The sequence below is a fragment of the Rhodococcus sp. MS13 genome (assembly GCF_013277835.1).
Classification (GTDB): Bacteria; Actinomycetota; Actinomycetes; order Mycobacteriales; family Mycobacteriaceae; genus Rhodococcus_F; species Rhodococcus_F erythropolis.
Genome location: NZ_VBTL01000007.1, coordinates 334,521 through 361,307, shown reverse-complemented (window position 1 = coordinate 361,307; position 26,787 = coordinate 334,521). Strand labels below are relative to the sequence as shown.

The 26,787-nt window shown below is 64.3% G+C and carries 1 protein-coding gene; it reads left to right on the top strand.

Annotation, left to right across the window (positions count from 1 at the left end; genetic code table 11):
• Positions 1 to 210: 210 nt before the first annotated feature.
• Positions 211 to 26,787: a non-ribosomal peptide synthase/polyketide synthase gene (locus FEZ59_RS15730; protein WP_172932862.1), complete on the top strand. Its 26,577-nt coding sequence runs from the start codon at positions 211 to 213 to the stop codon at positions 26,785 to 26,787.

Sequence of the window (26,787 nt, the reverse complement as noted above, 5' to 3'; positions counted from 1 at the left end):
ACGACGACAAATTCTGATCCTGAGTTCGGACCTTCGGGGAGGTTCGGACTTCGAAGCGACCCTTCGTCGAGGTCGATGACCTTCGGCTGCGCTCTCGCAGGATCGCCACATGGTTTCCACTCGATATCGAGGCGGTGCGATGTTTCTCTTCAATCCCCGAGCCACAGTTCCCGGTGCTGATCGTCACAACGCTGTGTGGGGGTGGTCGTGATGGATACCGACAAGAGGATCGATCCGCTGACCGGATCGCGAAGCCTGCCGGCAGGGGCGTTTCCCCTGTCAGCGGTGCAGCGCAGTATGTGGTTTGCGCAGCAACTTCACCCGACGGTGCCGTATTTCATTGCGCAGTACATCGAGTTCCACGGCGACCTGGACATGCAACTGCTCAGCCGCGCTGCAGTGGAGGCCGCCCACGAGTTCGAGTCGCCATTTCTGCGGTTGATGTACCCCGATGGTGAGCCGTGCCAGATCGTGGACTTCACGATCGATCCGGGTATCGACTACTTCGACTTCCGCGAGCGTGAGAACCCTCGGCAGGCTGCGTCGGAGTGGATGGACAACGATTACGCGACGACGCTCGACTTGACGCGTGATCGTCTCGTCGAGATGACAATTCTCCAAACTGGCGATCGAGACTACTTGTGGTACACCAGGATTCACCACGTTGCTCTCGACGGATACAGCGGAATGACGATAGTGAATCGCATTGCCGCGATCTACACCGCAGCAGTCGAGGGCCGGGAGCCTGCGGTAAACAAGGCGCTCGACGTCACGACGCTGTCCGAACTCGATCAGAAGTACCGCGAATCGAGTCGGTTCGAGGCCGACCGCGAATACTGGGCCCAGCGAGTGTCCGGCGTCGAGCACGGTTCTACGTTGGCGACGCGTGAGGGACCTCCGACTGCGCGTAGCGAACTCGTCAGTGCCGCGATGTCGGCGAACAGCCTTGCTGCCTTGGACGAGTGGAATTCGCGTTCCGGTGCCACTGCGGCGGCGGTGCTGATTTCGGCACTGGCGTGCTATTTGTCTCGCAACACCGGCTACGACGACGTTCTGATAAATCTGCCGGTCTCGGCGAGGACCACGGCACCGCTGCAACGCTCCGGCGGAATGCTGGTCAACGTCGCGCCCCTTCACATCCACGTCGACCCCGACGAAAGCGTGGACGATCTGGTCGGGCGGGTCCAACTCGAACTCCTCGGCGCGCTTCGTCATCAGCGATGCAGTCTCGAAGACATCAGGCGCGATGCGGGCTTGGCGGTCGGCGATGCACGACTGTCCGGTCCGATGATGAATGTGATGCTCTTCCGGCAGGAGATAACACTGGGATCACTGACCGGCGAGTTTCACATCGTCACGTCGGGGCCCGTCGAGGATCTCCTGGTCAACGTGTACCAGAGTGGCGACCCAGCTCAGACGTTGATCGACTTTCGTGGCAACCCCAATCGCTACGGTCACGACGAACTGGTTGAACACCACCGGGCGTTCACCGAGTTGGTCGCAGAACTGACAGCAGCACCGGCCGGTACGCCGATGAACCGGATTCATCCGGCAAGCGCCGAGGCCGGGGCACGCAGTGCGCAGCGGAGGGAAACCGAAAGGTTCTGGGCTGGATATCTGGGGGACTCCGACGAGGGTTCGGCGCTGGGGCTCGAGCGAATCGACGCAGAATCGGAGCCGACCACTACGAATCGGCTCAGCTTCCCGCTCGATCCCGCGGTCGCCGAACTTGCACGTACGGAAGATGTCTCACTCTTTGCCGTTGTCCACGCGGCATTTGCGGCATTGTTGTCGAGATCGACCGAGCGCCGTGACGTGTTGATCGGAACGAGGACCGAGTGGGGGACTTCGCCGCTGCGCTGCGAGGTCGATCCGGCGGCGCCGTTCGACGAGTTCGTGAGTTTTCTTGCTCGAGAACGCGACACGTTGTTGGTTCGATCGGCGGCAGGTATCCCCGAGCTGCCCGAGTTGCACGTCCATCTCAACGACGGCTCGCAGGAGACCACGATTGCCGGCCTCGATGTGGCGATCGACGTCCACGCGGATACCGGCGCCCTCGAGGTGGCGTACTCCACGCAGCACTACGCCGAATCCACGGTCCAAGCCTTCCTCTCGCGACTGGTGCGGATCCTTGCGGGCGCAGCGGCAGCCCCGCGAACGTCGGTCGGAGATCTCGATCTTCTCGACGAGTTCGAGCGTGAGTTCCTTATGCCGGCACGGGGAGCGACCGCGTCCGCGCCGTTGACCCTGCCCGATATCCTCCGGCGGGCCGCGGCTGTGAACCCCGATGCCCCGGCGCTCGTTTTCGGTGATCGTGAGGTGAGCTACCGGGAACTCGACGCCGAGTCGAACACACTCGCCCGCGAACTGATCAACAGGGGAGTCGGCCCAGGTACCTACGTCGCCCTTGCACTGTCGAGGTCGATCGAATCGGTGACCGCGACGTGGGCAGTGGCCAAGACCGGCGGCGCCTTCCTTCCGATCGATCCGCACTACCCCGAGGATCGTATTCGGCACATGCTCACCGATTCGGGAGCTGTTGTCGGAATCAGCGTGGGGGAGCACCATGCCGGGCTCGCCGATTCGGTGGACTGGCTGCTTCTGGACGAATTCAGCACCGACGAACCGAACGCGTACCGCTCGGACGCACCGCTCGACGATGGCGAACGTCGCTCACGCGTTCGCTACGACGACCCGGCTTACCTGATCTACACCTCGGGATCTACCGGCGTCCCCAAAGGCGTCGTGGTCAGTCACCGCGGGCTGAGCAGCTTCGCCGACGAAGAACGAATCAGGTTCGGAGTCGAACCAGGCGACCGCACCCTGCATTTCTCGTCGCCGAGCTTCGACGCTTCGGTACTCGAACTTCTCCTTGCCTTCGGCGGCGCGGCGACGATGGTGATAGCGCCGCCCACCGTGTACGGCGGCGACGAACTGGCCCAGGTGATGCGCGTCGGCCGGGTGACACACGCTTTCGTCACCCCGGCCGCGCTGGCAACTGTTGATCCCGCCGGCCTACCGGATCTACGAGTGGTCGTGACCGGCGGCGACGCCTGCTCGCCCGCGCTGGTAGATCAGTGGTCACACGGACGCTCGATGTTCAACGCGTACGGACCGACCGAAACCACCGTCGTCGCCACCCTGACCGGACCGCTGAGCAGCGATGTTCCCGTCACGATCGGAAAGCCGATGCGCGGCGCCGCGGCCGTCCTCCTGGATTCGCGGCTTCAACCGGTGCCGATCGGTGTCGCCGGCGAACTCTATGTGAGCGGTATCGGTTTGGCGCGTGGATACCACGCGCGAGCCACGATCACGGCCGAACGATTCGTCGCCGACCCCAACGGCGTTGCGGGAGAGCGCATGTACCGCACGGGTGACCTCGCGCGGTGGAACGGCGCGGGTGAGCTGGAGTACCTCGGACGGAGCGACTTCCAGATCAAGATCCGCGGTTTCCGCGTCGAACTCGGCGAGATCGACGACGTACTGCGCCGCCATCCGAGCGTCGCGCAGGCTGTCACCGCCGGAGTTTCGGGCCCGAGTGGGGAAACACTGTTGGCGGCGTACGTCACGGCGGCTGAGGGCACGCACATCGACAACTCCGAATTGATCGCCCACGCCGGATCCTCGTTGGCGGCGCACATGGTTCCGTCGCGGATCGTCGTACTCGATTCCATTCCACTGACTCCCGCCGGAAAGATCGACAGGAAAGCATTACCGGACATCGATTCGGCTGGCGGCACGGCCGAATACCGTGCCCCCGAGACCTCGACCGAGAAGCGAATTTCTGCGGTGTTCTGCGATCTGCTCGGCATCACCAGGGCGGGAGCAGACGACAGTTTCTTCGACCTCGGCGGTGACTCGCTGATCGCGACCCGAGTCGTGTCGAGGGTCAACGGAGCACTCGGGACGACGCTGAGCGTTCTCGACCTCTTCGAGGCGCCGACCGTCTCCGCTCTGGCTGCTCGCGCAGACCTCGCGGACTCGCGGAACACGCGCGCCCCAGCACTGACGCGTATCGATCGCCCTGACCGGATACCGGTATCTCTGGCTCAGCAACGTATGTGGCTGACCAATCAACTCGATCCGAGTTCGCCGGCGTACAACATTCCGATCGCGGTTTCGATGACCGGCGATCTCGACGTCGACGCACTGTTCACCGCACTGCGGGACGTGATCGTTCGGCACGAGGTCTTGCGGACCGTTTTCCCCGAGAGCGCCCGTGGTCCGGTCCAGCACGTTCTCGGTGTGGACGAGATGTTCGATCATCTCGAGGTGGAAACGGTGCCTGCCGCAGCGGCCGCAGCGCGGGCGAGCGAACTGGCACGAACGGGATTCGACGTCAGCGAATCGGTGCCGATCCGCGCCACTCTGCTCGAGGTGAACGAACGCGAGCACACGCTGGTCCTCGTCGTTCACCACATTGCAGCGGACGGCCTGTCGATGGCGCCGCTGGCTCGTGACGTGATGGTCGCTTACGCGTCGAGGGCGAGCGGGCGTGTACCGGCGTGGTTGCCGCTCGAAGTGCAGTACGGCGATTTCAGCGAATGGCAACGAGGAGCGCTCGGCGAAGCGTCCGACCCGGATTCGATTCTCGCCGAGCAGTTGCGGTTCTGGTCGCACACGCTCGCCGAACGCGGTGAGCTCGCGGAACTGCCGATGGATCACCCGCGGCCTGCAGGTGTCTCGCTGCGCGGTGGCGATCTCGATTTCCGGATCGACTCCGCGACGTACCGCCGGGTCGGCGAGATCGCGGCGCGATGCGACGTCAGCGTGTTCATGGTGATCCACGCAGCGCTGGCCGTCCTGCTCAGTCGAGAATGTGGAGCGAACGACATCACGATCGGCACCCCGGTGGCCGGGCGTAGCGAGCGCGCCCTCGACGACGTCGTCGGAATGTTCGTCAACACGGTGGTGCTGAGGACGGTTCTCGACGGGGGACTCACCTTCGGTGAAGTTCTCACCCGCGTCCGGGACGTCGACGTGGCGGCCTTGCAGCACACCGAAGTGCCGTACGACGTACTCGTCGAATCCCTCGCAGAGCGCCAGGCACCGCTGTTCCAGGTCATGTTGGTGATGCAAGGCGCTGCTCCCGCCGAGGTCACCTTGCCCGAGCTCGACGTCACTGTTGACGAACTGTCCACGGGTGCAGCGAAGTTCGATCTTCAGGTCATTCTCACCGACCGCGGCGACCATCTCGACGGCCAGTTGAACTATGCCAGCCAACTTTTCGACTCGGACACCATGTCGGGCCTCGCTGATCGCTTCACGATGCTCCTCGACGCGGTAGCGGCCGACCCCGAATCAATCGTCGGCGACGTCGATCTCACAGCTGTGGGCGAGGCGGAACTGGTCCTCGAGCGCTGGAATGCCACCGAACACGCCGTACCGATCACCACCCTCTCCGACCTGGTGGCGGAGCAGGCAGCCCGGACGCCCGAGGGGGCCGCGCTCATCTACGGCGAGCGGACACTGACGTATGCGGAGTTCGACGCGAGGGTCAGTGAACTTGCCAGAACCCTCATCGCCCACGGTGTCGGCCCGGACATGCGCGTCGCGGTGTCGATTCGCCGGTCACCCGAACTACTCGTCGCGGTCCACGCCGTGATCCGTGCCGGTGCGGCGTATGTCCCGGTGGACCCCGACCATCCGGCCGAACGTATCGCGTACGTCTTCGACATCGCCGCACCGATCTGTGTGCTGAGCCGGCCCCAGGACCACGGCGCACTTCCCGCGCGAGTCCCGATCGTCGACGTCGATCTCGATCGTCCCGTGTCCACGACGGTGCCGATCACCGACGCTGATCGGATCCGACCCCTCCTCCCGGACAATGGTGCATACGTGATCTTCACGTCCGGATCGACCGGTCGGCCGAAAGGCGTTGCAGTATCACACCGTTCGATCGTCAATCGCCTTCTGTGGATGCAAGACGCGTACCCACTTCACGCGTCGGACGTGGTGCTGCACAAGACTCCGGTGACCTTCGACGTCTCGGTGTGGGAACTGTTCTGGCCCCTGCAGACTGGTGCGCAGTTGGTGATCGCGGAACCGGAGGGGCACCATGATCCCGGGTACCTGTCGGCGTTGATGGCCGAAAAAGGCGTCACGACGGCGCACTTCGTTCCGTCGATGCTCGCGGAATTCGTCGCGGTCGCGACTGCCGGGCAGTGCGCAAGCCTGCGTCAGGTGTTCTGCAGCGGTGAAGCTCTCGCTCCCACCACCGCGGAGGCGTTCACCCGTCTGAGTTCTGCAGGATTGTTCAACCTGTACGGACCCACGGAGGCTGCCGTCGACGTGAGCGCCGCCGAATTCACCCCAGACATGACCGTCACCGTTCCCATCGGTGCGCCTGTGTGGAACACCCAGCTCTATGTCCTCGACGGGCGGCTGCATCCCGTTCCGGTCGGCGTTCACGGCGAGCTGTACCTGGCGGGAGTGCAACTGGCGCGTGGATACCTCGGGCGCAGCGATCTCACCGCCGACAGATTCGTGGCCGATCCGTACAGCCCGGCTGGCACCCGGATGTACCGAACCGGTGATGTCGTCCGGTGGCGCGCCGACGGGCTGCTCGACTACGTCGGTCGACGCGATTTCCAGGTCAAGATCCGCGGCCAGCGCATCGAACTCGCCGAGGTCGAAGCAGCGTTGCTCAGGCTGCCCGGTGTCACGCAAGCTGCTGCTCTCGTCCATCACGACGACGTGGTCGGTGACAGCTTGGTCGGCTACGTCATCGCCGAGACCGGCACCTCGATCGACACGGACGGCATGCGCGCCGAGTTGAGAGGTCTCCTTCCCGCCTACATGGTTCCCGCAGTGGTCATCGCCCTCGACGTGTTTCCGCTCGGCTCGACCGGCAAGCTCGATCGGAAAGCTCTGCCCGCGCCCAGCTTCGACAGCTCGCAGACGTATCTGGCGCCGAGAACACCGCTCGAAGCACAGTTGGCGGCGATCTTCGAGGAGCTTCTGGAATCCGGGGCAGTCGGTGTTCACGACAACTTCTTCGAGATCGGCGGAAACAGTCTCGTCGCTGCCCGAGCCGTGGCGCGCGTGAACGATTCACTCTCGTTGAACCTGTCGATCAGAGAGTTGTTCGACGCGCCGACCGTTGCGCAGTTGGCGGTCGAGTGCGCCACGGCGCGAGGGGGAGCAGCCGTTCTTCCGCTCGAGGCGTTGCCGCGGCCGCAGTCGATTCCGCTGTCGCTGGCCCAGAAGCGCATGTGGTTCGTCAATCAATTCGACGTCACCTCCGCGGCGTACAACGTGGCCATAGCGATCAGGCTGAGAGGCCGGTTGGACGTTGCGGCCTTGGAAGGCGCGATCACCGATGTGCTCGATCGCCACGAATCGCTGCGCACGCTGTTTCCCATGATCGAGGGAGTGCCGGCGCAGGTAATCGTGGAACCCGGTGAAGCGTTGGGGTCGCTACCGATTGTCGGCGCGAGCACCGAAGCGGTACTCGGGGAGATCGAACGCGTCACCTCGAGGGGCTTCGACGTGACGCAGGCTCCACCGATCAGGGCGGAACTGATCGAGGTCGACGCAGAAGATCACGTCCTGGCTGTAGTCGTCCATCACATCTGCGCCGACGGATTCTCGATGGCACCGTTGGCGTTCGACGTGATGAGCGCGTACTCGGCACGGCATCGAGGTGAGGCACCCGACTGGTCTCCTCTCCCGGTCCAGTACGCGGACTTCGCGATCTGGCAGGAAAGGGCTCTCGGACGGATAGACGAAGCGGAGAGCACCCTCGCCGGCCAGCTCGAGTACTGGACACGTCAGCTGGCAAGTGTGCCCGAGCTTCTCGCGCTCCCCGCAGATCGCCCGCGGCCGCGCGTACAGGATCTCTCGGGCGGCGTCGTTCGATTCGACATCGATGCCGGCATTCATCGTCGTCTGAGCGAAACCGCGATCGAACACCGAAGCAGTATGTTCATGGCGACACACGCCGCGTACGCGGTGCTCGTGGCCAGATTGTCCGGCATGGAAGACATCACGATCGGCTCACCGATCGCCGGACGCGGAAATGCCCTCCTGGATCCGATGGTCGGTATGTTCGTCGGAACGTTGGTGCTGCGCGCCGATGTCGACCCCGCAGCCTCGTTCACCGATCTGTTGGCCAGAGTTCGCAGCACCGACCTCGACGCCTTCGCTCACGCAGACGTCCCCTTCGAGCGCGTCGTCGATGCGCTCGCTCCGGAGCGGTCGACTTCGCATTCACCGTTGTTCCAGGTGATGCTGGAGTTCAAGAACACCAGTCGACCAGCAGTTCGTCTGACGGACCTCGAGGTCGAGGTCCTCGAACTCGAATCCGCCGTTTCGAATTTCGATCTGCAACTCACGCTTGCCGAGACATTCGACGACGACGGCCGGCCGGCGGGAATCGAGGCCGGGTTCACCTACGCGAGCGCCCTGTTCGACGAGTCGACGGTCGAAGGCTTCGCTCGATATCTTGTTCGGATCCTTGGTGCGGTGACCGAATCACCGCACACGCCGGTCGGCGACATCGATCTCGTGGTCGACACCGACACGATGAGCGTCGTGTCTGCACCGGAACTTCCCGGCCAGGTTCACTTCTCGACGTTGCTCGAGCGGAAGTACGTCGACGAACCGCAGAGAACTGCACTGATTTTCGGCGACCGACATCTGACGTACTCCGATCTGGACCGCCGGGCCAATCGGCTTGCACGACTGTTGATCGGCCGCGGGGCAGGTCCGGAATCCGTTGTCGCCCTGGCATTGCCACGCTCACTGGAATCCGTGGTCGCGATCTGGGCGGTTGCTCGGACCGGCGCCGCATTCGTACCCGTCGACCCGGCGTACCCCGTCGACCGCGTACATCACATGATCAACGACTCGGGAGCGGGCGTCGTCCTCACCACCGCCGAGCATGTGGGTGTCGTCCCCGACGAGGCAGACGCAGTTCTGCTCGATCAGGCCGAGACACTGGCAACCCTCGAACAGTTCGGAGATCAGCGGCTGGAGGCCTCGGAACTGGCGGGGACGGTGTCTCTGGACAATCCCGCCTATGTCATCTACACCTCCGGTTCCACCGGCGTCCCCAAAGGTGTCATGGTCACTCACCGTGGGCTTTCGGCACTCGCCGAACAGGAACGTACTCGATTCGGGGTGGAATCGACTTCGCGCACGCTGCATTTCAGCTCACCGAGCTTCGACGCCTCGATTCTCGAACTCCTGATGGCTGTTGGTGCCGGGGCCACGATGGTCATCGCTCCACCGAGCATCATCGGCGGAACCGAACTGACGAGCCTGATCGCCGATCAGCACGTCACGCACGCCTTCATCACCCCGGCCGCTCTGGCCACGGTCGATCCGAGCGAACTGAACGAGCTGGTTTGCATCGGAACCGGTGGCGACGTCTGCCCGCCCGATCTCGTCGCCGCCTGGGTCAGTGATCACCGGATCATGATCAATGCCTACGGACCGACCGAATCGACGGTCGTCGCCAGCATCACCGAGCCGATGTCCCCGGCCGATCGAGTGACGATCGGTCGCCCGTCGACGGGCATCACTGCGTGGGTCCTCGACAATCGCCTGCACCGCGTCCCGGTCGGAGTGACGGGGGAGCTGTACGTCAGTGGCGACGGACTCGCCCGCGGTTACCGCAACCGCGCCGGCACCACCGCCGAACGTTTCGTGCCCAATCCTGCGGGCAGTGCGGGTACACGGATGTACCGCACCGGCGACCTCGCCAGGTGGAACAAGAACGGCGAACTCGAGTACCAGGGCCGAGGTGATTTCCAGGTCAAGATTCGTGGATTCCGTATCGAACTCGGCGAGATCGAAGCAGTTCTGGCTCGTTACCCCGGGGTCGCGCATTCCGTGGTGACCACGCTCGAACGTGACGGAGGCGCCGCGCGAATCGTCGGATACGTCGTGCCCGCCAACGATGCTCAGACTGTGGATCCCGAGGCCGTCATCGCGTTCGCGGGCTCGGCTCTGGCCCCGTACATGGTTCCTGCGGCGGTGGTCGTTCTCGACGAACTGCCGATGACTGCCAACGGAAAGCTCGACCGCCGAGCCCTGCCGGTTCCCGACCTGCGAGCAACCCAAGCGCGCTCGCGGGCTGCCGAATCCGATACCGAGCGCACTCTGGCCGCCTTGTTCGTCGATGTCCTCGGTGTCGAATCGGTGGGCGTCGACGACTCGTTCTTCTCGATGGGCGGCGATTCGATCATGTCGATTCAGCTCGTCGCCCGTGCCCGCGACGCCGGGCTCGTGTTCACCCCGCGTGACGTCTTCGAGGTGAAATCGGTCGCCGGTCTTGCGGTTTTGCTGGCATCGACCAAGGACGACGAACCCGAGGTGCTCGAGGAACTTCCCGGAGGCGGCGTTGGCCACGTGCCGTTGTTGCCGGTGGCACAGTGGTGGCTCGACCGGCTCGGCTCCGATCTGCAGGGGCTCGATTCGTTCTCCCAAGCGACCCTTCTCAATGCGCCGCACGGGCTTCGCAGTGTGGAGCAGTTGACCGCAGGGCTTCAAGTTGTTCTCGATCGTCATGACATCCTTCGCGCGCGTCTCGAACTCGACGGCGAGCGCGGGCTCGTTGTCGACGATCCGGGATCTGTTGCAGCCGAGGACATCTGCCGGGTCGTCGAGGTCGAGGCCGAGCCGGGCTCCGCAGTGTTCGACGCGGCGATCGTCGCTGCCCTGGGTGATGCACGTCGAGAACTCGACCCCGTCCGGGGCGAGATGGTGCGGGTCGTCTGGTTGTCCGGCGTACGCAACACCGGCCGGTTGCTCCTGGTGATCCACCACCTCGCGGTGGACGGTGTGTCCTGGCGCGTGCTCGTACCGGAACTTGCGTCCGCTTTCCACCGGATCGACGCCGGCGAGGAGCCGGAGCCGTCGTATTCGGGCACGTCGGTTCGTCGTTGGTCGCATGCGCTCCGTGACATCGCGCCCGATCGAAGAGTCGAATTGCCGCGGTGGCGTTCGATCCTCGAAGGTGACGACCCCCTGATCGGAACCCGGCCGCTGGACCCGCGGCTCGACACGTTCGATTCGGTCGGCCGAGTTGTCGCCGACGTGCCCGTCGAACTGTCCGACACAGTCCTGACCACGCTTCCCGCGCTCTTCGGTGGATCCGTCAACGACGGTCTCGTTGCTGCTCTCGCGCTGGCACTGACGCAGTGGAGGCAGGCACAGGGCATACGAACCGACAACGTGCTCGTCTCGATGGAAGGTCACGGACGCGAGGCTCACGTGGTGCCCGGTGCGGACGTCCTGCACACCGTCGGCTGGTTCACCAGTGTCTTCCCGATGCGAATCGACCTCGCCGACATCGACATCGCGAACGTGATGAGCAGCGGCCCCGAGGCAGCGGTGGTTCTCAAGCGGGTCAAGGAAGAACTGTTGGGAGTTCCGGACAGTGGCATCGGGTACGGAGTTCTGCGTTATCTCGACGAGGTGGGCCGAGCGGAACTGGAAGATCTCCGTCAACCGCAGATCTCGTTCAACTATCTCGGTCGTTTTTCCGGCACCGAGGCAGGAGAGTCGCTGGGGGACTGGGCGCTGGCCCGCGACGTCGATCTGGAAGCGGCAGCTCGGTCCGAGATGCCCGTGGGTTCGGTCCTGGACGTCAATGTCGTCACCACCGAAATCTCGGGTGCACCGCACATCGGTGCCACTATCGCCTATCCCACCGGCGTGCTGGCAGAGCGCGATGCTCGCGCCATCGCCGAACTCTGGGTGCAGTCGTTGCGCGCTCTGGCCACCTACGCCGAACACAGCGAACGCGGGGGACTCACACCGTCGGACATCGACCTGATCGAACTGGACCAGGAGTCCATCGACCACCTCGAGCGCGAGTTCCCGACACTGACCGACGTCTGGTCCCTTTCACCGCTGCAATCCGGACTGCTCTTCCACGCCCGCTACGCCGAACACACAGTCGACGCGTACACCGTCCAACTCGCACTCGAACTCGACGGCGTCGACGCGTCCCGGTTGCACCGCGCCGCACAGGCGTTGCTCGACCGTCATGAGAACCTGCGCGCTGCGTTCACGACCGACACCGGTGGGCGATCGGTGCAGGTGATCAGCGCCGACGTTGACGTGCCGTGGACCGAGATCGACATCTCTCCGTTGGCCCCCACCGAACAGGCAACCGAGATACGCGAGCTCCTCCATGCGGATCGGGTGCGAGGCTTCGACATGGCCACGCCGCCCCTGCTGCGGTTCCTGCTTCTGCGAACCGGAGACGACGCGTATCGGTTGATCCTGACCAACCACCACATCCTCCTCGACGGATGGTCGATGCCGCTGCTGGTCCGTGACCTACTGACGCTCTACGCCACCGACAGTGATCACAGTGCCATCCCACGCGTGCACCCCTACCGGGACTATCTGAGCTGGATCAGCACTCGCGACGACAGCGTGTCGATCGAAGCCTGGGGCGAAGCACTCCGCGGACTCGACGACCCGACGCTGCTGACCGGAACTCACGCCGTCGACGAGGACGGCGCGACCTCACGCTCGACCACCACAGCCCTCGGAGAACGTGAGACGGAACTTCTGCGTGGATTCGTCCGCTCCCGTGGCCTGACGACAGCCTCCTTGATCCAGGTGGCTTGGGGAATCGTGCTCGCCGAACTCCTCGGCCGCGACGACGTCGTCTTCGGTGGAACCGTCTCCGGCCGACCACCCCAGGTGTCCGGCGTCGAGTCGATGGTGGGTTTGTTCATCAACACTGTCCCCGTCCGAGTTCGCCTCGACCCGCGAGAGTCACTGGCAGCGCTGTGCGTTCGTGTCCAAGCGGAACAGGCGCGGTTGTCCGATCACCATCATGTGGGGCTTTCGCACATCACTTCGGCAGTGGGGGCCGCTGCATCGTTCGACACGCTGACTGTGTTCGAGTCGTATCCCGTTGACCGCGGTGGACTCTCCTCGGGCACCGACATCGCCGGAATGCACGTTCTCGACGTCCACGACGCCGAGGATGCCGCGCACTATCCACTCGCGATCGTTGCCTCTGCGGCAGACGGGCGACTACGGCTCAAATTCGAGTATTTCCCGGGAGTCCTGGGCGATCACGACATCGACGCGATCGCGGACCGGCTGCTCCGCACCCTCGAACTGATCACCGCACAACCGGATCTTCCGCTGGCGAAACTGCGTTTGATGCCGGATTCGCAAGTGCAGCAATTGGTTCCCGCGCGCGGCCGGCAAGGCCGCTCGGTAAGGACACTCGATCGCATCTTTTCGGACACCGCGAGCAGATTCCCCGAACGGGTCGCACTGTCCTGTGGTGACAGAAAGATGACCTATCGAGAGCTGGACGAGGCGTCGAATCAGTGGGCGCGCGTGCTCATCTCGGAAGGCGCGGGCCCGGACTCACGGGTGGCGATCTGTGTGGAACGGTCCTTCGAATCCGTCGCAGCGGTCTGGGCGATCACCAAGACCGGCGCCGCCTTCGTGCCGATCGATCCTCGCTACCCGAGTGACCGGATCTCGTTCATGCTCGAGGACTCGGCATCATCGCTCGGAATGACCACGGCTGCACACGCACCGGCCGGCGGTGGCGCAACGAAGTGGCTCGAACTCGACGACCCGGAGAACGCCACTCGGCTCTCCGGAGTGTCCACGTCACCGCTACGCGAAGACGAGCGCCGGGGAACCCCGCGGCTGGAGAACACTGCCTACCTCATCTACACCTCGGGCTCGACCGGCCGGCCCAAGGGTGTCGTCGTCACGCACACCGGTCTCGAGAACTTCGCCGACGAACAGCGTCATCGCTACGGTCTCACGGAGAATTCACGCGCACTGCATTTCGCCTCGCCGAGTTTCGACGCCTCCGTTCTCGAGTATCTGCTCGCCTTCGCCGTCGGCGGCGAACTGGTCGTAGCTCCCACCACCGTCTACGGAGGGGCCGAACTGGCCGACGTTCTCCGAGAGGGACATGTCACGCACGCGTTCATCACGCCCGCAGCGCTGACGTCGGTGGATCCCGAGGGACTCGACGAACTGACCACCATCACGGTCGGTGGCGAGGCGCCCTCGGCGGACCTGGTGCGCACCTGGGCGCCGGGAAGATCGTTCGTCAACGTCTACGGACCCACCGAAACCACCATCTCCTGCAACCTCAGTGACCCCATCCCAGCCGGTGAGAAGGTCTATCTCGGGCCGCCGAACCGCGGCTTCAGCGAGGTCGTCCTCGATCGCAGACTTCAACCGGTGTCCGTCGGAGTTCCCGGCGAACTGTATGTCGCCGGAGTTGGACTCGCGCGCGGCTATCACGGGCGTTCATCGCTGACGAGCGAACGATTTGTCGCCAACCCGTACGGCGAGCCGGGGGAGCGGATGTACCGCACCGGAGACGTGGTGCGCTGGCGCAGTGACCGCACCATCGAGTACCTCGGACGCAGCGACTTCCAGGTCAAGATCCGCGGGTTCCGTATCGAACTAGGCGAGGTCGACACGGCGTTGGGTCAGCTGCCCGGTGTGGAGTACGCGGTCACATTGGCGGTGCGCGGACCCTTCGACGAGCAGGCCTTGGCGGCATATGTCGTCTGCGACGACGAACGCCCGGTGAGCGCCGAGGACATCCGGGCGGCGGCACGGGAGCTACTGCCGGCACACATGGTGCCCGCGAGCGTCGTCGTGCTCGACGAGCTACCACTGACCGGCGTCGGCAAGGTCGATCGAGCTGCTCTTCCTGCGCCTCGCTTCGACACCGATCCCGAAACACTCGCTGCACCGGCGACCGAGCTCGAACGGCTGGTGGTGGGCGTTTTCGAGGACGTGCTCGGAGTGTCCCCGATCGGTGTCGACACTCACTTCTTCGACATCGGCGGAAACTCACTGACCGCGACCCGCGTCATCGCCCGCGTCAACGCACTTCTCGGCACCGACATCGGCGTTCGAGGATTGTTCGAGTCTCCGACAGTTCGGCAGCTGTCTCGTCTGGCGGAGAGTGTCGGCCGCGGCGAGAACCCCCGACCACCGTTGACTCGGCGATCTCGCCCGGATCCACTGCCCGTGTCATTGGCACAGAAGCGGATGTGGTTCCTCAACCAGTTCGACGTGACCTCGCCGGCCTACAACATTCCCCTGGCAGTGCGCCTCGACGGCGATCTGGACTTCGCCGCATTGCAGGCCGCGGTAGCGGACGTATTGGGTCGCCACGAGAGCTTGCGGACGAAGTTCCCCTCGATCGACGGACAGCCTGTGCAGCAGGTGATGTCCAGCGACGAGGTCATGCCGATCCTGGAGCCGGAAATCGTCACTGCTGCCAGAGTGTCCGATCGAATCCTCGAGCTGGCCTCGGCAGGCTTCGACGCCTCGGCCGAAGTTCCGATCCGCTGCGCGGTCCTGCGCGTCGACGGGGACGAGCGCAGGCACGTACTCGTGATCGTCGTCCACCACATCGTCGCCGACGGGTTCTCGATGAACCCCCTGGCAGCGGACGTGGCAGCGGCATATGCGGCCCGCAGCGCCGGCAGTGCGCCGAGCTGGTCGGAACTGGCCGTGCAGTACGGCGACTTCGCTGTGTGGCAGCACGAAGTGCTCGGCTCCGAGGAAGATCCGGACTCGGCTCTGACCCGTCAGCTCGATTATTGGAAGGACCGACTCGCGGGACTGGGCGAGCCGATCGCCCTGCCGACGTCGTTCCCACGTCCGGCAAAGCCGTCCATGGTCGGCTCTGTTCACCGGTTCGCGGTATCGCCGCAGACCCATCGGGCGCTGACCGATCTGGCCCGCGAGCACGGCAGCACCATGTTCATGGTCGTGCACGCAGCACTGGCGGTACTTGCGGCACGCCTGGCCGGTACCGAGGACATCGCCATCGGTACACCTGTCGCCGGGCGCGGCGAGGCCGAACTCGATCACCTGGTCGGAATGTTCGTCAACACTCTTGTGCTGCGGACACAGATCACGCCCGACGCGTCGTTCGAGGACGTACTCGCCCAGGTTCGCGAAGGCGACCTCGGCGCGTTCCAACACACCGACTTGCCCTTCGAAAGGTTGGTCGACGCACTCGCCCCGGAACGCTCGACGTCGCACACTCCGTTGTTCCAGATCCTCATCGAGTTCCGTAACAACGCGCTACCGCAACTCGAACTGCCAGGTCTGTCGGTCTCGGGAGTCGAGTTCGACCTACCCGTCGCCAAGTTCGATCTGCAACTCTCGGTCACCGAGCGTTACGACGCGGATGGCGGAACGGATGGAATCGACGCCGAATTCATCTACGCCACAGACCTGTTCGACGATGGATTGATCGAGTCGTTCTCGCGCAGACTGCTCACCCTCCTCGAGGCGGTCTCCCGAGACCCGTCGACTCCTACCGGTGACATCGACGTCGTGGGCGCCGGCGAGCGTCGACAGATGCTGACCGAGTGGAACACTCACGCCGAACCGGCTCCGGCCGACAACATCGCGGACCGATTCTTCGAAGCTGTTGCAGCACATCCGTCGTCGACCGCGGTCAACGACAGCGACGGCGCCATGACGTACGCCGAACTGGACGGGCGCGCGAACCGCCTGGCGCGGCTCCTGATCGGCCGCGGTATCGGTCCGGAATCCGTGGTTGCCGTTGCGATGCCCAGAACCACCGATCTCGTGCTCGCCCTCGTCGCCGTCATCAAAACCGGGGCGGCATACCTGCCGGTCGACATCACCTACCCGGCCGAGCGCATGCGATTCCTCTTCGACGACGCGCGGCCGGTATGCCTGGTCACGACCGGAGACTTCCGAAGCGACCTACCTTCGGAGATCATCGAATCCGGCATCGACATCGTCGAACTCGGATCGCCGGAGATCGCGGTACGCCTCGATCACTCCGCGCCACATCGCATCACCGACGCGGACCGGACGACACCACTTCTGCCCGACGCGATCGCGTACATCATCTACACCTCCGGATCCACAGGGCGCCCCAAAGGTGTCCAGGTCAGCCACCGAAACGTTCTGACTCTGATGGACAACACCTCCCCGACATTCGGGTTCGACAACACGGACGTGTGGACGATGTTCCACTCGTACGCATTCGACTTCTCCGTCTGGGAGCTGTGGGGGCCGTTGCTGCACGGTGGCCGGCTGGTCGTCGTCGACTACTACACGACCAGATCGCCGGACATGTTCCACGAACTGCTCCGCCGTGAGCGAGTGACGGTGCTGAACCAAACACCCACCGCCTTCTACCAACTCGCCGAAGCCGACCGTGCGTACTCACCGAACGGCACGGACCCCGACCTTGCACTGCGTTACGTCGTCTTCGGTGGAGAAGCGCTCGATCTCGGGCAATTGCGCAAGTGGTACGACCGTCGTGCGGACACGGCGCCGACGCTGGTCAACATGTACGGGATCACCGAGACGACAGTGCACGTCAGTCGAATCGCACTCGACCGCAACGACAGCGAGCACGCGTCGGCGAGCATCATCGGGCGAGCAGTACCAGGATTGTCCGTCTACGTACTCGATCGGCGACTGAACCTGGTGCCACCAGGTGTTGTCGGCGAAATGTACGTCGCCGGTGACCAGGTGACTCGGGGATACCTCGGGAAACCCGCATTGACTTCGGTGCGGTTCCTTCCCGATCCATTCGGTAGTTCGGGGGATCGAATGTATCGGAGCGGGGACCTGGCGAGGTGGAACGACGCGAGGCAGTTGGAGTACGTGGGCCGCAGTGATTTCCAGGTGAAGGTGCGTGGTTTCCGCATCGAACTCGGAGAGATCGAAGCCGCAATGCTCCGCTGCCCCGGCGTCGCTGCCTCGGTAGCACTTGTTCGCACAGAGGGAGCGTCACCGCGGATCGTCGGGTACGTGGTCGCCGAAACAGGCAGTACCGTCGATTCAGCGACGGTGACCGACTTCGTCGCCGCCGAACTCGCGGAGTACATGGTGCCCACCGCGATCGTCGTCCTCGAATCGCTTCCACTGACGGTCAACGGAAAGCTCGACCGACGCAGCCTCCCGGCTCCGGACTTCACCGTGACGGGAACAACCGAGGCGACGCGGGCACCAGCCACCGCCACCGAAGCGGTCCTCGCGGACCTCTTCGGAGAGGTTCTGGGGCGGGGCGGTATCGGAGTGGACGATTCCTTCTTCGGCCTCGGCGGCGATTCGATCATGTCGATCCAACTCGTCTCACGGGCGAAGTCCGCAGGCCTCATCTTCACTCCGCGGGACGTCTTCGAAGCGAAAACCGTGGCCGGCCTCACCAAGGTCCTCCTCATCGAATCATCGGAAACGGCACCGGTTCTCACCGAGCTACCCGGCGGGGGAGCCGGCCCGCTACCGCTCACACCGATCATGGAGTGGCTCGTCGAACGCAGTCGCGGTGACCTGAGCACGATCCGCAGTTACAGCCAGAGCGCGCTGATCGCACTGCCCGCGGATGTGTCCGGCCCCGCGCTGGAGCGCGCACTACAAACGATCCTCAACCGCCACGACGTACTGCGGGCACGTCTGGAGGCCGTGACTCACCAACTCGAGATCAGCGAACCCGGCACCGTCGCAGCCTCCGACATCTTGCACCGAACCCCCATCGTGTCCACCGGCGGCGAAGAATTCCTGCGCGCGGCAGAAGCCGCGATGCAGGACGCATCCAGCCGACTCGATCCCGAGCACGGCAAGATGATCAGCGCAGTCTGGTTGGATCCGGTCAGCGCGAACGGCAACCGGCCTGAGGCGGGACGGTTGCTCCTGGTACTTCATCACCTCGCGGTCGACGGTGTGTCCTGGCGAATGCTGGTCCCCGGCCTGGTCACGGCATATGCGTCGGCGTTCGACGGCGAAACACCGATTCTTCCGCCCGGCGGAACGTCGATACGTCGCTGGGCGACAGCGCTCGCCGAGACCGCCGCAGATCGACGCGACGAGATCGACCTGTGGTCGAGGATGCGGACCGACGAACCAATGCTCGGAACGCGCGGGCTGGACCCCGCGGTCGACGTCGGAGCCACCGTCGACCGCGTCAGCGTCGACGTACCGACCTCGGTGACCGAGAACATCATCTCGGCGGTGCCACGACATTTCGGAGGCTCGGTGAACGACGGGCTGCTTGCTGCTCTCGCGATCGCCGTCACCGCCTGGCGTCGATCGCGCGGACAGCGAAGCGGGGAAGTGCTCGTCAATCTCGAGGGACACGGGCGCGAGGAGAACGCAGCGCCTGGCGCAGACCTCTCGCGCACAGTCGGTTGGTTCACCACCTTGTTCCCCGTCCGGATCGATCTCACCGGACTCGATGTCGTCGATGCACTGGCCGGGGGATCAACCGCCGCCTCCGCCGTGAAACTCGTCAAGGAAACGCTGCTCGGCCTGCCCGACAACGGAATCGGGTTCGGCATCCTGAAGTACCTCGATCGAAACGAGGAACTTCGTGAGCTGCCCACGCCGCAGATCTCGTTCAACTACCTCGGACGATTTGCCGGCTCGGATCCCGAGCACGGCGAAGTGCCGTGGCTGCCGATCTCGGAAGTGACCCTCGACGAAGCGCACAGCGGCGAATTGGCCGCCGCGTCGGTGCTCGACATCAACGCCGTCACGACCGATACCGCACACGGTCCGATTCTGCGCGCTACGTGGTCCTTCCCCCGCGGCATTCTCAGCGAGGCCGAAGTCACCGAACTGGCGGAGCTCTGGGCCCGAGCACTGGGCGCACTGAGTGAATACGTGGAGGAACACTCCGAGCGCGAGCTCACGCCCACCGATCTCGATCTCGTCACCGCGGATCAACAGAGCATCGAACAGCTCGAGCGCAGATTCCCCGACCTGACCGACATCTGGTCACTGTCACCTCTGCAGTCGGGCATGCTCTTCCACGCCCAGTTCGACGAAACCGAAATCGACCCGTACATGGTGCAACTGACCCTCGAGCTCGGGGGTCGGGTGGAGGCGCCGCGCCTGCGCCGCGCCGCGCAGGCCTTGGTTGATCGTCATCCGAGCCTACGCGCGGGATTTGTCTCCGCACCGGGAGGGCGGGCACTGCAGGTGATCCGTTCCGGTGTCGACATTGGCTGGGCCGAGATCGACCTGTCCGGAGCCGAAGACAGCGAAGTCGCGTTCGGTCAGCTGCTCGAACGCGATCGCGCTCATCGTTTCGACATGGAAACAGCCCCGTTGATCCGCTTCATGCTCGTGCGAATCGGACCGGACACAGCACGCCTCGTCGTGACGAACCACCACATCCTGCTCGACGGCTGGTCCACCCCGCTGTTGCTTCGAGACCTGCTCACTCTCTACGCAACCGACGGTGACCCCGAGATTCTGCCCCGAGTTCAGTCGTATCGCGACTATCTCTCCTGGATCTCGAAGCAAGAACCCGAGACTTCGCTACGGGCGTGGCAAGAAGCGCTACGGGGCGTCGACACGTCCACCCACCTCTCGAGGGCAGACACCGCCGCCGAAACCGTGGCAAGTGAAATCCACTCGTACTCGCTGCCGACCGAACGAGCCGAGACTCTTCGGGCGTTCGCGCGAAGCCGCGGTCTGACCATGGCGACCCTGGTACAGGTGGCATGGGGAATCGTGCTCGCCGAACTTCTCGGACGCGACGACGTCGTCTTCGGCGGAACGGTCTCAGGACGCCCACCACAGGTGCCCGGCGTGGAATCGATAGTCGGCCTGTTCATCAACACGGTGCCTGTCCGAGTCCGCCTCGACGCCCGAGAAACCCTCGCCGAACTGGCCATTCGCGTGCAATCCGAGCAAGCGTCATTGCTCGACCACCACCACATCGGACTGTCGGACATCGCCGGAGCAGTCGGCGCCGCCGGTTCCTTCGACACCCTGACGGTATTCGAGTCGTATCCCGTCGACGAGACAGCCCTGACCGCCGAAACCGACATCGCGGGAATGCACGTTCTCGGCATCGACGGACGCGACTCGGCGCACTATCCGATTGCCGTGGTGGCGTCCGAAAGTGACACGCTGAATCTGAAGATGGAGTACTTGCCGACGCACTTCTCCGCCCGCGAAGTCGCCAAGATCACCGAGCGCGTGGGCATCGTCCTCGGGCAACTCGCCTCGGCACCGGATCAGCCGCTGGCCCGTCTGCAGGTTCTCACGGAGTTCGAGAGCCGTGATCTTGCGCCGGTCTTCGGCTCCCCGGGGCGCTCCGCGCGAACGCTCCCAGAGATTCTCGCCGACGTCTCTGCCACCTATCCCGACCGCATCGCGCTCTCGGCCGGCAGCCGTTCCATGACCTACGCCGAACTGGACCGGCGCTCGAACCAGTTGGCCAGAGCCATGATTCGCCGCGGCGCCGGGCCCGAGACGTCGGTTGCCATCGGCATCGAAAGGTCCGTCGAATCCGTACTCGCGGTGTGGGCGGTGGCCAAGACCGGCGCAGCGTTCGTCCCCGTCGACCCCACCTATCCGGCTGACCGAATCGAACACATGCTCAGCGACTCCGAGGTGTTGTTCGGGTTGACCGTCGTCGACACCATCGACACACTTCCACCCATCGTGTCCTGGTTGGTGCTCGGAGAAGAGGCATTCGACGACGACGTCGCCACCAGTTGCACGCTGCCGATCACCCAGGACGAACGGCGTGCACCGGTGGTCATGGACAACGCCGCCTACGTGGTCTACACCTCGGGATCCACCGGCCGACCCAAGGGAGTTGTCGTCACCCACACCGGACTCGACAGCTTCGCACTCGACCAGCAGCGTCGATTCCACGCAGATCACCACTCTCGAACCCTGCACTTCGCCACCCCCAGCTTCGACGGAGCCGTCTTCGAGTACCTGCAGGCATTCGGTGTCGGAGCAACCATGGTGATCGTCCCGACCGACATCTACGGCGGCGCCGAACTGGCAAGTCTCATCCGCCGCGAACACGTCACTCACGCGTTCGTCACCACGGCAGCACTCGCCACCGTCGACCCGGCCGGCCTGGACGAGTTCCGGCACGTCGTCGTCGGGGGAGAGACACTACCGCCGCATCTCGTCGGCCTCTGGGCTCCCGGACGAGAATTCGTCAACGCCTACGGCCCGACCGAGACAACCGTCATGGCAGACATCAGCGAACCCATGACAGTGGGCGCACCCATCACGATCGGTGGACCGATCCGCGGCGTGCACGAGATGATCCTCGATTCGCGCCTGCAACCTGTACCCGTCGGAGCTCCCGGTGAGCTGTACATCGCCGGCATCGGCCTGGCTCGCGGATACCACCGGCGTCCCGGCCTGACCAGCGAGCGATTTGTCGCCGACCCCTTCGGCAAGCCAGGCGACCGGATGTACCGCACGGGCGACATCGTCTCCTGGCGAAGCGATCACACCATCGAATACGTCGGGCGTAGCGACTTCCAGGTCAAGATTCGCGGATTCCGCATCGAGCTCGGCGAGGTCGACGCCCAGATCACCGCAATGGCGAGTGTCACGAATTGCGTGACACTCGGCGTCGACGGACCGGCCGGCGCCACAGTTTTAGCGTCCTACCTCACCGTCGAGGAAGGATCGACGCTGACCGGGGCAGAGATCACCGCGCACCTCGCCGGACGTGTTCCCTCGCACATGGTTCCGGCCAGCATCATGATCGTCGACGAGCTACCGCGCACCGCGGTCGGCAAGCTCGATCGAAAAGCGTTGCCGACGCCGGAGTTCACCGGAACCGGTGTGGAATTCCGGGCGCCCGGCACCAGCCTCGAACGTCGGATCGCCGATGCGTTCATCGACGTACTCGGCGTCGAACGGGTCGGCGTCGACGACAATTTCTTCGAGCTCGGCGGCAACTCGCTGATCGCCACTCGCGTGGTCTCGCGGCTCAACTCCGCACTGAACATCGACGTCGGGGTGCGCGTGCTGTTCGAGGCACCGACGACGGCTCAGCTCGCCGAACGGCTCTCCAGCGCTGTCACTGCCGTCGGCACTGTGCCGCTCACTCCCATGGAGCGCAATGGCAGCGTCCCGCTCTCGTTGGCGCAGAAGCGCATGTGGTTCCTGAACCAATTCGACACACGCTCAGCCGCGTACAACATCCCACTAGCTGTTCGCCTCACCGGTGACCTCGACGTCACGGCCATGCAACAGGCCATCGCCGACGTCGTCGAGCGGCACGAAACACTGCGGACGGTGTTCCCCGCCGTCGGCGGCGATCCGATTCAGCAAGTGCTCACCGTCGACGAGGCAGTACCGCCGGTCCGTGAAATGACGTTGGGGGAGGACGAACTCGCAGAGCGCATGCAACGACTCACCACGACCGGCTTCGACGTGTCGGTGGACCTGCCGCTGCGCGTGGCACTGTTCCGACTCGACACCGCTGAACCCGTTCACATTCTGTTTGTCGTGGTCCATCACATCTGCGCCGACGGTTCGTCGATGGCGCCGCTCGCACGCGACGTGATGACGGCCTACCTGGCGCGTACGGCAGGGACCGAGCCCACGTGGGCGCCACTCGAGGTGCAGTACGCAGACTTCACGTTGTGGCAGCATCGCGTCCTCGGATCGGAAGACGACCCGGAATCCGTCATCAGTCGCCAATTGCACTACTGGAGTGAGCAACTCGCCGGACTCGACGACGTCATCGCACTGCCCGCCGACCACCCGCGACCCGTGCAACAGACCTTCCACGGTGACCGATTCACCTTCGACATCGACGCGAACACCCACCGCGCCCTCGCGGACCTCACCAGGGCAAACGGTGTCACGATGTTCATGGCGCTGCACGGCGCGCTCGCAGTGCTGATGTCCAAGTTGTCGGGCGCCGACGAAGTCACCATCGGCACACCGATCGCCGGCCGAGGTCAGGCAGCGCTCGACCATCTCGTCGGAATGTTCGTCAACACACTGGTCCTGCGAACCAGCGTCGATCCCGACATCACGTTTGCCGACCTGTTGGAGCACGTCCGGGAAATCGACCTGGCCGCATTCCAGAACTCGGACCTGCCATTCGAACGGCTCGTCGACGTCATCAACCCAACCAGATCCACGTCGTACTCACCGTTGTTCCAGGTCGCCCTCGAACTTCAGAACAACGAACCCGCACATTTCCACCTACCCGGCCTCGACATCGACGGACTGACCGTGGAAACCAAATTCGCGAAGGAGGACCTGGAGCTGATCGTCGACGAGAAGTTCGACGAGTTCGGCATCCCGGCTGGGATGTCCGCAGCCTTCGACTTCGCAACCGATCTCTTCGAACCCGCCACCATTCGTCGGTTTGCCGACCGACTGCGCCTGATCCTGGACGCTGTCGGACGCGAACCCGCAACACGTATCGCCGACATCGGCATCCTCGGCGCCGATGAAACAGCTGCCCTGGTGCCGGCATCCGGTGCCGCCGCGACTCGAGCGCGGGTGTGGCCGGAGATCCTCGCCGAAGCAGTCGCCTCGAACCCGGATGCCCCAGCCCTCTCGAGTCGCGAGAGGTCGATGACCTACCGCGAGCTCGACGAGGAATCGACGAAGCTGGCGCGCGCGCTGTGTCGGCGCGGCGTCGGTCCCGAAGATTTTGTGGCGCTGGGTCTGCCGCGGTCCACTGCGGAGATCGTCGCGATCTGGGCGGTCACGAAAACCGGTGCAGCGTTCTTGCCGGTCGACCCGAACTATCCCGACGATCGCATCAACCACATGCTCGACGATTCGCGGGCCGTACTCGGCATCACCGACGACGCTCACCGCAGTCAACTTCCCGACACGGTCGAGTGGATGGTCCTCGATGAAGCCGAGACCGTCGACGAGATCGACGCCCAGAGCGCAGCCGCGATCACCGATCGCGACCGCACGATCCCCTTGCATCACGGGCATCCCGCGTACCTGATCTACACCTCGGGTTCAACAGGGAAGCCGAAGGGCGTCATCGTCACCCACCTCGGGTTGTCAAACCTCAACGCCGAGGAACATCAGAGATTCAACGTCCAGCCCTATTCGCGGATCTCTCACCTGGCATCACCGAGCTTCGACGCCTCGGTCTTCGAACTCATGATGGCGTTCGGCAGCGGAGCGTGCCTGGTCGTCATCCCACCGACGGTCTTCGGCGGATCCGAGTTGGCCGAAATCTTTGCCGACGAACACGTCTCACACGCGTTCATCACTCCGACCGCGCTCAGCTCGATCGAAAGCTCCGCGCTACCCGAACTCCGCGTACTCGCAGTCGGTGGCGAGGCCTGCCCACCCGAACTCGTGGACATCTGGGGCCGCGACCGTCGCATGTTCAACGGATACGGACCCACCGAATCCACCATCCAGGCCAGCGTCAGTGAACCCATGCGGCCGGGCAAGGACATCAACATCGGACGACCGGCCATCGGCTTTGCCGGACTGGTCCTCGATGGGCACCTCAAGCCCGTGCCGGTGGGAGTCATCGGGGAGCTGTACGTGACCGGCCCCGGACTCGCCCGGGGATACCACAATCGTCCCGACCTCACCGCCGACCGATTTGTCGCCGATCCGTTCGGCGAACCAGGCCAGCGGATGTACCGCACGGGCGACCTGGTGCGCTGGCGCTCCGACAGCACCCTCGAATACCTGGGCCGCAGCGACTTCCAGATCAAAGTCCGCGGATTCCGCATCGAGCTCGGCGAAATCGACTCTGTCCTGATGGCACACCCATCCGTCTACTTCGCCGCCACACTCGGGCACGAAGCGCCGTCGGGGGAGACGATGATCGCCTCCTACATCCAGCCCGTGGAAGGACAGACCGTCGACGACTGGGAGCTTCGCCGCCATCTGTCTTCTCGCCTGCCCGCGCACATGGTTCCCGGCGCGATCGTCGTCGTCGACCGCATTCCGGTGACACCGGTCGGCAAGCTGGACCGCAAGGCACTGCCGACCCCGAGCTTCGAGCGACGCACGGTCCCGTACGCACCGCCGACAAACAACACCGAACGAACGGTCGTCGACATCTTCGAGACCGTGCTCGGGCACGAGCACATCGGCGTCGACGACGACTTCTTCGAACTGGGCGGAACGTCGATCGTGGCCACTCGCATCACCATCGAACTCGAGAAGCGTCTCGGGATGCGAGTGCCGTTGCAATCGCTTTTCCTGGATCCGACACCCGCCGGAGTCGCCCGGGCTGCCGACGGAATGGACGCACACTCGCCGGACGATTCGTCGGATCTTCTCGCCCCGATGATCACGCTGCGCGCCGGATCCGATCGTGCACCACTGTTCTTCGTCCATCCGGGTATCGGATTGTCCTGGGGTTACGCAGAATTCGTCAAGCATCTCGAGCTGGATCAACCCGTCTACGGTCTTCAGCTACCGTCCCTGAGCGGCGGGCCCAGCTTCGACTCGCTGACCGAACTCGCCGACGACTACGCGAATCGCATTGCAGCCGTGGCATCGACCGGCCCGATCCATCTGGCCGGCTGGTCGCTCGGCGGCGTGATCGCACACGCCGTGGCACACAGCCTCACTCGGAGCGGACGTGACGTGACTCTGTCGATACTCGACAGCTATCCGTCGTCGGATTCCGATCAGCCCGCAGAACTCTCGGTCTCCGAACTACTGGCCGGGCTCGCGATGCCGGCGGGATCCAAGACGGTCGAGACCTTCGAAGAAGCGGCGGAATTGCTGGAGCAGACCCTGGGTGCCGGAATCGGAATCGAAGCGGAGCATCTGGCGCGGATCAGTCGCGGTTACTCCCACTCCGTCGAATTGACGAATCGGCACCAACCGCCTGTCCACGTTGGAGCCATCGAGTTCTTCGTAGCCGGAAGATCTACGGAGAACGGACACGATGTCGCCGAATGGCGAAGGTTTGTAGAAGGGGACATCCGAGTCACCGAAGTCGATTGCGAACACAACCAGATGATCGAACCGGGTCCGGCGGCAACCATAGCTGTACGATTGCGAGAAGTTATCGCTCAGTGGGGTGTCTGA